Genomic DNA, 12,651 nt, shown 5'->3' with positions numbered 1-12,651 from the left:
GGCTAGACCTCACGGCGGCGAGCACACATCATTTCAGCTTCGCAAGCAATTTCCCCATCAACTTTAGCGACGCCTTTAAAGCGAGCAACACCACGACGTTCTTTAATAAATTCTACCTCTAGGATCATTTGATCCCCAGGTAAGACAGGACGTTTAAAGCGAGCACCATCAATAGCAGCAAAATAGTAGAGCTCACCAGGTTCCAGCTTTCCTACACTTTTGAATGCTAAAATACCCGTTGCTTGTGCCATGGCTTCTAGGATCAATACGCCTGGGAAAATAGGTTTTCCTGGGAAGTGACCTTGAAAGAAAGGCTCATTAAAAGATACATTTTTTACTGCTCTTAGAAATTTCTTTTCTTCAAAATCAAGGACACGATCAACCAATAAGAATGGGTAACGGTGTGGAAGTAAATCTAAAATTTCTTCGATTTGCAGAGTATGATTCTCACTCATTGCAATACTCTTCCTGTCTAATAAAACTGCGTCTAATTAATAATAACACGACCTGCTGTGACTCAAAAAAGTGAGTTAACCCGCAGGTCGCAAAATAGGTAACAACCGTCGATGACGTACTTTGTTACTTGTCGCTACTTTCTACTTGACGTTCAAGCGACTTAAGTCTTTTTTGCATTTCATCAATTCGCAACACAAGTGCTGCGGTTTTACGCCATGCTTTGTTCGGTTGTAGCGGAATACCTGAAGAATAAACTCCCGGCTCAGTGATAGGACGCATTACCATACCCATTCCTGTTACCGTTACTTTATCACAGATTTCCATGTGACCATTGATAACACTTGCTCCACCAATCATACAGTAACGGCCTATTTTCAGGCTACCCGCCATGATGACGCCCCCCGCAACAGCGGTATTGTCACCTATAATGACGTTATGTGCGATTTGGCACTGGTTATCAATGATAACACCATTACCGATAACTGTGTTATCTAATGCGCCTCGGTCAATTGTTGTACATGCACCGATTTCTACACGATCGCCAATAACAACAGAACCTAATTGTGGAATTTTGATCCAATTACCACGTTCATTGGCATAACCAAAACCATCAGAGCCAATAACTGTTCCTGATTGAACTAAGCAATCTTTACCAATAATAACTTCATGATAAATCGATACATTTGCCCATAAACGGCTATTATCGCCGATATGCGCTTTTTTACCAACAAAACAACCTGCGCCAATCACAACATTATCACCAAGGATAACATCTGACTCGATAACGGCATTTGCACCCACTGACACATTTTTCCCTAATTTAACATCAGGAGAAATCACAGCGCTTGGGTGAATATCTTGTGCTGGTTGTGGGGTTGTATCCATAATCTGCGCCATTTGAGCATAGGCAGTATACGGATTTTTTACCACAAGTGCGGCAACCGGACAGAATGGAAGATCAGCTTCTGTTAATACAACAGCAGCTGCTTGACATTCAGTTAATTTCTCACGATAGCGACTATCAGAAAGAAATGTAATTTGTTCGCTATTTGCTAGGCTCATTGAAGCAAGACCGGCGATAGTGATATCACCATCGCCGTGTAACTGTGCATTCAATTGCTGAGCAAGATCAGCTAATCGAATTGAAAACATCTATTATTTAACCTGTTTTTGAACCTGAGCAGTAATATCTTTACCATCTGCGAAATAAGGTACAGTGTTAGCATCTAAAATAACATCATAGCCTTCTTTCTTCGCTACTGCATCAACAGCATCTAATACACGTTTCATGATTTTGTTACGTTCTTCAGCTTGACGACGGCTAAAGTCTTGCTCAAAAGCTTGTGCTTTTTGTGCATATGCTTCACGTTTAGCAACCAGATCTTTCTCTGTATTTGCACGTTGTGTTGCATTCATGGTTGGTGCATCTTTTTGATATTTCTCAACAGCGGTCTGTAATGCTTTACCTAAGTTCTGCAATTCAGTATCACGTGATTTGAATTCATTTTCCAATTGTTTCTCTACCGCATCACGGTTAGGAATTTGTTGGAGAACTTGACCGATGTTCACAACACCTACTTTATCTGCGGCTTGAACACCAGCTGACATGGTCAATGCCATTCCTAGGGCAGCGGCACATAACAATTTTTTCACGATTAAACTCCTTAAAACCAAAAATAATTTTTTGTCAGAAATCGGATGCCTAATTAAATATTAAATTAGGCATCAACTTTACTTACATCGCTACCACGTTCTACCAATATTAAACTGGAATTGCTCTGATTTATCGCCTTCATAATCTTTTATTGGTTTAGCATAAGAGAATACTAACGGACCTAAAGGTGATAACCATTGTAACGCAACACCAGTTGAAACACGTATATCACTTGCTCGGCTATAATCAGGCATACCTGCGGTCCAAGCAGAGTTTGTGCTACTCCAATTGGTATCCCACACTGTACCCGCATCAACAAACACCGATGTTCTAACTGAAGATGAATATTTATCATCGACAAATGGTGTTGGTGTGATCAGCTCAAAGCTTGCCACTGCCATGGCATTACCACCGATTGCATCACTTGATGGTTCACCTGGTTTTGGCTTGCCATTTGCATCAAGATAAATCGCTTTAGGACCGATATTATTTGAACGGAAACCACGAACAGTACCAGAACCACCGGCATAGAAGTTTTCATAGAATGGTAATTCTTTACCACCTAAACCATCACCGTAGCCTAAACGGCCTTTAAATAGCGTTACCCAAGATTCTTTTTCATTAATTGGGTAATAAGCCATACCGTCCCAAGTCACTTTATAGTACTTGTTGTCAGAGCCAGGTACAGTCACACGCCCACTTAAGTTACTTCTCACACCAGATGTTGGGAAGAAACCACGGTTTAAGTTATTGAAGGTCCAACCCAAACTGACAGTATAGTCGTCAGCATTAAAGGATTCTCGCTTATCAAAGCCTGGGTTTTCACCCATACTTTCAAGGTAACGCCACATTGCAACCTGCGGTTCCATACGTGACAGACCATTGTGAGTATAGCCTAAGCCAAGACGTGCTGAGTTATATTCATTAATTGGGAAACCTAAAGTTCCATCAACACCATAAGATTTATTGGTATAACCTGATAAATCAGCGTCATTTGCACGGAAGTCGTTATAGAAGATACGACCACCTAAGCTTACACCATTAACGGTAAAATACGGGTCAGTAACAGACAACTCAGCATAAGTTGAGTAATCATTTTTACTCGCATTAATCGCAACTGCGTTACCTGTACCTAACCAGTTATCTTGGGTAACACCCACTTGGAAACTCACACCACTTTCAGTACCGAAACCGACACCAAAGTTAAGGGAGCCTGTGTTACGCTCTTTTACGCGATAAACGATATCAACCTGATCAGGAGAACCAGGAATACGCTGAGTTTCTGTTTCAACCGTTTCGAAATACCCCAAACGATTTAAACGCTCTTTACCTTGTTCAACTAAATCGCTACCTAACCATGCACCTTCCATTTGACGCATTTCACGGCGTAAAACAGAGTCCTTCGTGATGTCATTACCTGCGAAACGCACTTGACGAACATAGAAACGGTTTCCTGCATCTACGTTTACATGCAGTTTAACGGTTTTATTTTCATCATTAATTTCAGGATTAGTCATAACACGAGGATAAGCATATCCATAACGACCTAACAGATTTTTAATATCATTTTCTGTTTTAGTCACTTGCGCGCCATTATAAAGAGAGCCGGGAGCAATTTGGATAAGCTCTTCAATATCTTTGGTATAGCCTGCCGTATTACCATTGATTTCGGTATTTTCTACCGTGTATTTATCACCTTCTTTCAGGTTAATGGTAATGTAAATTCCTTTTTTGTCTGGTGTTAAGCTGACATTAGTTGATTCAATATCAAAGCGAGCATAACCACGATCGAGATAGAAACTTCTTAATGTTTCTAAGTCACCAGCTAGTTTTTGTTTTTGATATTTTTCATCCGCAGCTAAGTTCCACCAAGGCACATCATCACGTAATTGGAAGCGGTTAACGAGCTCAGCGGTAGAAAACGCTTTATTACCAACAATGTTGATTTGCTGAATTGTTGCTGATACACCTTCTGCAAATACGAGTTTTAAATCAACACGATTACGAGGAAGAGGTGTAACAACTACTTTTACAGTTGCATTATATTTACCAACACTATAATAGAAATCTTCAAGCCCTTTTTCGATGTTCGCTAACATTGTACGGTCGAGTGTCTCGCCAATACGAATATTAGAAGCCTCAAGATTCTGTTTTAGCATATCTTCTTTGATTGCTTTGTTACCAGAGAAAGTAATGCTGGCAATTGTTGGACGCTCTTTTACTTGAACAATTAGTGTACTTCCGTCACGTAGAACACGGACATCATCAAAATTTCCTGTCGCAAATAACGAACGGATTGTTCGACTGATATCATCATTGCTAACCGAGTCTCCAACCCGGACAGGCATGTTCAGTAATGCTGCACCAACGGCGACGCGTTGAAGACCTTCAAATTGAATGTCCTGAACTACGAATCCGTCTGAACCGTATGCAGTGGCGCTGCCCAGCAGCAGCGACGCTATAAGCAACTTTTTCATCGCCATCGTTGTTTTGTGTTTTCCTAACCGGTCCCTGCTTACCAATTATAAGCGAGAGAAATCATTGAAAAGTGCAAGTCCCGTTAAAAGCATCAGTGCCATAATACCAATACGATAACAGAAGTCTTGTACACGCTCAGATACCGGCCCTCCCTTTATCTTTTCGATAACCAGGAAAAGCAGGTGCCCGCCATCTAAGACAGGCAGGGGAAACAAGTTAATGATCCCCAAATTGACACTAATAAGCGCCATAAACATCAAAAAATAAACAACCCCAAAATCAGCAGACATTCCTGCGCCTTTCGCGATAGAAACTGGTCCACTAAGGTTAGTTAATTTGACGTCACCAACCACTAACTTGCCAATCATTTTGACAGTTAAACCCATCAACTGCCATGTTTTATCAGAAGCTTCATACAGTGCTGAAAATGGGTTGTATTGTTGCATTATCAAGTATTGCTCATCAGGAGGTAATACTTGTAATTGCGCACCAACTTGCCCTACTTCAGTGCCGTCTTTCAGTGCAATAGCTGTCGGTGTAATCATTAATTCCAATGACGAGCCATTGCGTTCAACAAGAAGAGCCAATGTTTTATTTGGGCTTTGTCGAACAAAATAAGTAAATGGATGCCATGTATCTATTGGCTGACCATCAACTGTAACGATACGATCCCCTGCCTGTAAACCTGCTTTTTCAGCAACAGAGCCTACCGTTACTTCAACAATTTTCGAGTCCAATCTCGCGCCAACAGGCATAATCCCTAAAGATAAGATGGGATCTTGTTTTTCAGGTTCAAAATTCCACTGCTGTAAATTCAGTATATTCTCACTCTCAGAGAGAGAATTTGGATCTGATACAACGAATGAAACCTCTTTGGCACCAATTTTACTGACTAATGCTAAACGAACTGAATTCTGATCAGGCGTTTCGATACCTGCAACGGATTTTAGTTCCATTCCAGGCGTTAATTTTGCTTGTTCTGCGATAGAATTCGGACGAATGTCTGCAATTACAGGTTTTAATGCAGGAACACCTATCATAAAAACAATCCAATAGGCGACGATTGCTAACAAGAAGTTGGCAATAGGTCCTGCAGCAACAACGGCGGCTCGTTGCCCTACCGTTTTATTATTAAATGCTAGATGACGTCGTTCAGGTGGAACTTCACCAACACGTTCATCTAACATTTTTACATAGCCACCCAAAGGTATCCATGCGATAACAAATTCAGTGCCGTGTTTATCTACCTTTCGCCAAATAGCTTTTCCGAAACCTATAGAAAAACGCTCAACATAGATCCCACAACGCCTAGCTACCCAAAAATGCCCAAACTCATGTACCGTAATCAAAATACCTAAAACGATAATAAATGCGGCAAGATTCCACAGGATACCCATTACTTACCTTTATAGTTTAAAGCCAGAAGAAATCAGGAAGACTAATCCTGCAAAAACTGGGATAGCTGCAGTCAAACTATCAATTCTATCAAGCACACCACCATGCCCAGGTATTAATTGGCTACTGTCTTTTATGCCCGAAACACGTTTAAACATACTTTCAGCCAGATCACCAAATACCGATACAATGACAACAACACCTGATATTAATAATAAATTATCGGGAACTTCGATTACTGGTGCAAAATGGGTAAATAACCCTGAAGCTACAACAGCAGTAATCAATCCACCGACTAACCCTTCAAGGGTTTTTCCTGGAGACACTTTTGGAGCCATTTTATGTTTCCCCATTAAGCGTCCAAATGCATAAGCACCAGAGTCAGCAGCCCAAACTAATATCATGACATACAATAACCACCATGCACCTGTGTAAGTATCAGTGTTATACCCCAACATGCGCAATGCCATCATGCCACAATAAAAAGGAACAATCGTCAATATACCGAACAATAGCTTAATAAAAACTGAATTTTTCCACATATTGGCTGAATTCGGATAACTTACAACTAATAAAATTGCGGCTACCCACCAAATTAAACCAGCCCACAAACCATTTTTTATCATTGGGGTGTCGAGTAGGTGGTCAAAATTGGGTAAAGATAACTGCATAATTAATAACAATGCAGCAAAGCCTATCCCTGTTGCAATACGTTTACCTTGAGAATGCCAGCCAATAAATTGCGCCCATTCCCAACCTGCTAAGCCTGATATTGCAATAATCACTAACCCAAAACCTGCTGGAGGCAGTAGAAATAGTGCTGCAATAACAATAGGGATTAAAATTAATGCGGTGATGACACGATACTTAAGCAAGTTATCCTCCCAGATTTATAGTATCTGTTTCTGATGTAGTACCACCGAAACGTCTTTCCCGTTTAGCAAAAGCATCTAGTGCATTCTGAAAAACTTGTTCATCAAAATCAGGCCATAAAACCTGTGTAAAATAAAGCTCAGCATAAGCTATCTGCCAAATAAGAAAATTACTTATGCGATGCTCACCACCTGTACGGATCACAAGATCGACACAAGGTTGATTATGCAAGCAAAGATGTGAAGATATGGCATTTTCATTAATATCTTCGAGATTAATTTCTCCTTTTGAGAGAGAGGTCGCTAATTGTTTTACACTTTGAGTAATATCCCATCGTCCACCATAATTAGCAGCAATATTCAAATTAAGCCCTGTATTATTCGCAGTTAGTGCAACAGAATTTTTAATTCTGTCTTGTAGGCGACGGCTAAAACGACTGATATCGCCAATAACCGTAAGTTTAACATTGTGTTTATGTAGGCTTTTCACTTCGTTGTCTAAGGCGAAGACAAATAATTCCATGAGAGAACTGACTTCTTGCTCAGGCCTATTCCAGTTTTCGCTACTAAATGCGTATAACGTTAGTGATTCAATTTTGTGTTTTACGGAAAAGCTAACCGCATCCCGAACTGCTTTAATTCCCGCGCGATGCCCCGTTACTCGGAGTTTCCCTTGCTTTTTAGCCCAGCGTCCATTGCCATCCATAATGATAGCAACATGCTTTGGTTTTGATGCGGATGAATCGTCACTGGATAAGTTCACTCAATTTAACCCTTTGCTAATCTGATACTGATACAGACAGTCCTCTTCGGATAACCCATGCACAAAAAAACCGTGTCATCCACGGCCTTTGGCAAAGCCTCAAAGTTGCTAAAGCAGTAGCTTTAGTAATGAACTGTTAATTTTCATTATTGTCTTTAGTGATTCGGCAACTATACCATTAGCCAGAAAGACGAACAAACACCCTATATTAAATATAATCGCCATTATACAAATTGAGTGATTATCTGATGAGTTTCTAATCTGGCTAATTTATCAATTTCTAGAACATCATTAATACTTTGAGGCTCTGATAGGTCAAAATGTTCAACAACTTTGCGATTAATTTTAGCAATATCAGTAAATTTCACTTTTTCGTGTAAAAAAGCATCAACAACGATTTCATTAGCCGCATTTAACACTGTTGTTGCCGCTTGTCCACGCTTAGACGCTTCAATAGCAAGTGCTAAACAAGGGTAACGTTGGTAATCTGGGCGAATAAATTCTAGCGATTGAATCTCAAAAAAATCTAATGCTTTTGCACCTGATTGAGTACGATGAGGATAAGCCATTGAGTACGCAATTGGTGTTCTCATATCAGGTTCACCAATTTGAGCAATAATACTGCCATCACGGTAGCGAACCATTGAATGAATAACAGATTGAGGGTGAATAATTACTTCCATTTCCTCTTCTGAAGCATTAAAAAAATAGCAAGCTTCTATATATTCCAATCCTTTATTCATCATTGTTGCTGAATCAACTGAGATTTTACGTCCCATCGACCAATTTGGATGTGCACAAGCTTGATCTGGCGTCATTGCCTCAAGTTCTTCTAACGGGGTATAACGAAAAGGTCCACCTGATCCCGTTAGTAAAATACTGGTCACGCCTTCATCAGCTAAAGATGCGTGGCCTAAATTTTCTTGGATAGCTTTAGGTAAACTTTGATAAATCGCGTTATGTTCACTGTCAATCGGCAAGACAGTTGCGCCATATTTAGCCACCGCATCAAAAAAAAGACGCCCACTGGTTATCAGTGATTCTTTATTGGCTAATAAAATTCTTTTACCTTTCTCTATGGCTGCAAGTGTTGGTTTTAGTCCAGCAACACCAGTTATCGCAGACATAACTTGATCAGCTTCATCAAGTGCTGCTATCTCATTAATTGCATGGGAACCAGATAAAATCTCTGTTTTACAGGATGTATTGGCGAGTAACTGTCTAAGCTGATTTGCGCTTTGTTCATCAGACATCACTGCATATTTAGGTTTAAAGGTGACACATTGTTGCGCCATTTTATTTGCATTTTTTCCTGCAACTAAGGCAAGAACCTGATACTCGTCAGGATTATTTTCAATAACGGAAAGTGTGCTCGTTCCGATAGACCCTGTTGAGCCTAATATAGTTATTTGTTTCATTTATCAATCAATCAGTATGTCTACAACGTTTTAATTAAAGAGAATTATATCAGTATGACAAGGTAAATGAGGGAGAAAGATGAAAACTTTAATAAATAATGTGACAAAAAGAAGGTATTAAGCACGAAATTTCAAATAAATAACCAAAAATAATGCCGCTAAAAGCGGCATTATCAAAAAAAGATATAAAATTAGAATTCCATTAGCTCTGCTTCTTTCAGCGCTAATGCTTCATCTATTTTTTTAATGAACATATCAGTTAATTTCTGAATGTCATCTTGCGAACGGCGCTCATCATCTTCGCTGATTTCTTTATCTTTCAGTAATGCTTTTACTTTATCATTAGCATCACGGCGGATATTACGAACAGATACACGACCTTGTTCTGCATCACCACGAACAACTTTGATTAAGTCCTTACGACGTTCTTCAGTTAATGGTGGGAGGGGAACACGAATAATCGTACCAGCAGATGAAGGATTTAAACCTAAATCTGATGCCATAATCGCTTTTTCGACAGCGGGTGCTAAAGTACGGTCGAAAACCGTAATTGCCAGTGTACGGCCATCTTCTGCAACAACGTTAGCCACTTGGTTTAATGGGGTTGGCGCTCCGTAGTATTCCACTACAATACCGTCTAAAAGGCTTGGAGACGCACGACCAGTACGAACTTTATTAATCTGGCTTTTTAGTGCTTCAACGCTTTTATCCATGCGTTCTTGAGCATCTTTTTTGATTTCATTAATCACGTTATAAACCCTTGGGAACTGGTTATCTTCCAGTCGATATCAAACTCTATCGACATAAATGAATTGGCGTACTATTGATGTTAACGCCAAATTATACCGTTGTCTCTGTGTATTAAGCGTGAGAAATCAAAGTTCCTTCACTTTCACCCATTACAACCCGACGTAATGCACCTGGTTTATTCATATTGAATACGCGGATAGGCAAATTATGATCTCGGGCTAATGTGAATGCAGCAAGATCCATGACTTTCAATTCACGTTCTAATACATCCTGATAAGTCAGTGTTTCATAAAGTACTGCATCAGGATCTTTGGTTGGATCGGCTGAATACACGCCGTCCACTTTCGTTGCTTTTAGCACAACGTCAGCTTCAATTTCGATACCGCGTAAACACGCAGCAGAATCGGTAGTAAAAAATGGGTTACCTGTACCAGCCGAGAAAATAACAACTCGACCATGGCGTAATAAGCTAATTGCTTCTGCCCAACTGTAGTTATCGCAGACACCATTCAGTGGAAATGCAGACATAAGGCGTGCGTTCACATAAGCACGATGCAATGAGTCACGCATTGCTAAGCCATTCATTACTGTTGCAAGCATTCCCATGTGGTCACCGACAACACGGTTCATACCTGCTGCTGCAAGACCGGCGCCACGGAACAAGTTACCACCGCCAATTACAACACCGACTTGTATACCCAATTCAACGAGTTCTTTGATTTCCTGAGCCATGCGATCAAGTACGCTCGCATCAATACCAAAGCCTTCTGCGCCTTGCAGAGCTTCACCACTCAGTTTTAATAAAATTCGCTGATATACGGGTTTTGCATTGGTTGCCATGGTGTTCTGTCCTAAGCAGATTAGTCAATTGGAGGTTTTAGATAGCTTCTCTTTTAATAAAGAAAATAAACAGTCAGTGGAGATTGTAACAAAACAGAACCGCCATTAGGCGGCTCTGTTAACGCTAAGCGTTATTATTTGCTCATTGCAGCGACTTCTGCTGCGAAATCAGCTTCAACTTTCTCAATACCTTCACCTACTTCGAAACGAACGAAGTTGATAACATCAGCATTGTTTTCTTTCAGCAGTTCACCAACAGTTTTGCTTGGATCCATTACGAAGTGCTGACCAGTCAGAGAAATCTCACCGGTGAATTTGTTCATGCGACCAATAACCATTTTTTCTGCGATTTCGCGTGGTTTACCTGATTGCATTGCGATATCCATCTGAATTTGGTGCTCATGCTCAACAACATCAGCAGGAACATCTTCAGGACGAACATATTCTGGTTTGCTTGCAGCAACGTGCATAGCAATATGTTTGATCAGTTCTTCGTTAGCGCCTTTGGCTGAAACTAAAACACCGATACGAGCACCATGCAGGTAAGTACCTAATTCTTCAGCTTCTAATACAGCAACGCGACGAATATTGATGTTTTCACCAATTTTAGCAACTAATGCAGTACGTGCTTCTTCGAATTTAGCTTTCAGAGCTTCGATATCATCAGTTTTGTCTGCTAATACAGTAGCCATAACTTCTTTACCGAAAGCGATGAAACCAGCATCTTTAGCAACGAAGTCTGTTTCACAGTTCAGTTCAACCAGCGCACCGAATTTACCATCAGCAGCAACTTCTGCAAGGATGATACCTTCAGCTGCAACACGGCCTGCTTTTTTAGCTGCTTTTGCTTGACCTGATTTACGCATGTTGTCGATTGCTAATTCGATATCACCATTAGCTTCAACCAACGCTTTTTTACATTCCATCATGCCTGCGCCAGTACGTTCACGCAGTTCTTTTACCAATGCAGCGGTAATTCCAGACATTTGTTTCTTCCTCGACTTTTCTATGGGCTAGCCATAGATGTTCTCATAGCAGATGTGTAAAGGGGGCCTATTGAGGCCCCCTAACCAATATATAGCAATACCTGGTTAAATAAGGGCTCTTACGAGCATGCCTTATTATTCAGCTTCGACTAAGCCTTCTTCAGCCTGAACAGCCAGATCTTGAGAACGACCTTCACGAACAGCTGTAGCTGCAGCGGTCAGATATAATTTAACCGCACGGATTGCATCGTCATTACCAGGGATAATGAAGTCGATACCATCTGGATCAGAGTTAGTATCAACGATAGCAAATACTGGGATACCCAGGTTGTTTGCTTCTTTGATAGCAATGTGTTCGTGTTCAGCATCGATAACAAACAGAGCGTCAGGTAAACCGCCCATGTCTTTGATACCACCCAGGCTGTTTTCTAACTTACCAAGTTCACGAGAACGCATTAACGCTTCTTTCTTGGTCAGTTTGTCAAAAGTACCGTCCTGAGACTGAGATTCTAAATCTTTCAGGCGTTTGATTGACTGACGAACAGTTTTCCAGTTAGTCAGCATACCGCCTAACCAGCGGTGGTTTACAAAAAACTGGTCACAGCTTTCTGCTGCTTCTTTAACAGCTTCAACGGCAGAGCGCTTAGTACCAACAAACAGGATTTTGCCTTTACGAGAAGCAATTTTGTTCAGTTCAACCAGAGCTTCATTGAACATTGGAACAGTTTTTTCCAAGTTAATGATATGAACTTTGTTACGCGCACCAAAGATGAATGGTTTCATTTTTGGATTCCAGTAACGAGTTTGGTGACCGAAGTGAACACCGGCTTGCAGCATATCGCGCATTGAAACAGTTGCCATTTTAGACCTCTATAAATTTAAATTTGGGGTTATTTCGTCCACAAATCCCATACGACCGACTCATCAGCTGTAAAGGTTTAACCTTTACATAAGAGCACCCCGGCGTTATGTGCCGATTTGTGTGTGTAATTAACACAATTGAATGTTCAGATTTACTGTTACTACTCTGGATGTGATG

General features: G+C 40.6%; 12 protein-coding genes. All 12 read right to left on the bottom strand.

Translation table 11 applies throughout. The features are described from left to right. Positions 1–2 precede the first annotated feature (2 nt). Entirely contained in the window at positions 3–455 is a 453-nt protein-coding gene (gene fabZ / locus ABN217_RS13320; RefSeq protein ID WP_006535887.1) for a 3-hydroxyacyl-ACP dehydratase FabZ, read from the bottom strand. A 124-nt stretch (positions 456–579) separates the two neighbouring features. After that, positions 580–1,608, bottom strand: a complete 1,029-nt coding sequence (gene lpxD, locus ABN217_RS13315) for a UDP-3-O-(3-hydroxymyristoyl)glucosamine N-acyltransferase (RefSeq protein WP_196554688.1) — start codon at positions 1,606–1,608, stop codon at positions 580–582. Positions 1,609–1,611: 3 nt separating this feature from the next. Next, positions 1,612–2,109, bottom strand: a complete 498-nt coding sequence (locus ABN217_RS13310; RefSeq protein ID WP_036934019.1) for an OmpH family outer membrane protein — start codon at positions 2,107–2,109, stop codon at positions 1,612–1,614. Positions 2,110–2,199: 90 nt separating this feature from the next. Further along, complete coding sequence (bamA, locus tag ABN217_RS13305) at positions 2,200–4,593, bottom strand: outer membrane protein assembly factor BamA (protein ID WP_072070005.1); 2,394 nt, start codon at positions 4,591–4,593, stop codon at positions 2,200–2,202. Between the two features lie 39 nt (positions 4,594–4,632). Then, entirely contained in the window at positions 4,633–5,985 is a 1,353-nt protein-coding gene (gene rseP, locus ABN217_RS13300; protein WP_349459507.1) for a sigma E protease regulator RseP, read from the bottom strand. Between the two features lie 9 nt (positions 5,986–5,994). Continuing rightward, entirely contained in the window at positions 5,995–6,858 is an 864-nt protein-coding gene (cdsA, locus tag ABN217_RS13295; RefSeq protein WP_349439624.1) for a phosphatidate cytidylyltransferase, read from the bottom strand. 1 nt (position 6,859) lies between these two features. Continuing rightward, positions 6,860–7,561: a polyprenyl diphosphate synthase gene (gene uppS / locus ABN217_RS13290; protein WP_208105101.1), complete on the bottom strand. Its 702-nt coding sequence runs from the start codon at positions 7,559–7,561 to the stop codon at positions 6,860–6,862. Positions 7,562–7,842: 281 nt separating this feature from the next. After that, a complete protein-coding gene (gene ispC, locus ABN217_RS13285) occupies positions 7,843–9,036 on the bottom strand; it encodes a 1-deoxy-D-xylulose-5-phosphate reductoisomerase (RefSeq protein ID WP_196554691.1) in 1,194 nt (397 codons plus the stop codon). Between the two features lie 191 nt (positions 9,037–9,227). Beyond that, positions 9,228–9,785 carry a ribosome recycling factor gene (gene frr / locus ABN217_RS13280; protein WP_072070010.1) on the bottom strand — a complete coding sequence of 186 codons (558 nt, stop codon included), beginning with the start codon at positions 9,783–9,785 and terminating at the stop codon, positions 9,228–9,230. Positions 9,786–9,897: 112 nt separating this feature from the next. Then, the gene (pyrH, locus tag ABN217_RS13275) at positions 9,898–10,626 is read right to left on the bottom strand and encodes a UMP kinase (protein ID WP_023582710.1); all 729 of its coding nucleotides are present in this window, start codon (positions 10,624–10,626) and stop codon (positions 9,898–9,900) included. 134 nt (positions 10,627–10,760) lie between these two features. After that, on the bottom strand, positions 10,761–11,612 hold the full coding sequence (gene tsf, locus ABN217_RS13270; protein ID WP_023582711.1) for a translation elongation factor Ts: 852 nt from the start codon (positions 11,610–11,612) through the stop codon (positions 10,761–10,763). 135 nt (positions 11,613–11,747) lie between these two features. Further along, positions 11,748–12,473: a 30S ribosomal protein S2 gene (gene rpsB, locus ABN217_RS13265; RefSeq protein ID WP_036934040.1), complete on the bottom strand. Its 726-nt coding sequence runs from the start codon at positions 12,471–12,473 to the stop codon at positions 11,748–11,750. Between the last annotated feature and the right edge of the window lie 178 nt (positions 12,474–12,651).

The sequence above is a fragment of the Proteus sp. fly-1067 genome, from assembly GCF_040139345.1.
In the GTDB taxonomy this organism is placed as follows: Bacteria; Pseudomonadota; Gammaproteobacteria; order Enterobacterales; family Enterobacteriaceae; genus Proteus; species Proteus vulgaris_B.
The sequence above is the reverse complement of the archived record's forward strand: the minus strand, read 5'-3'. Positions and strand labels throughout refer to the sequence as shown.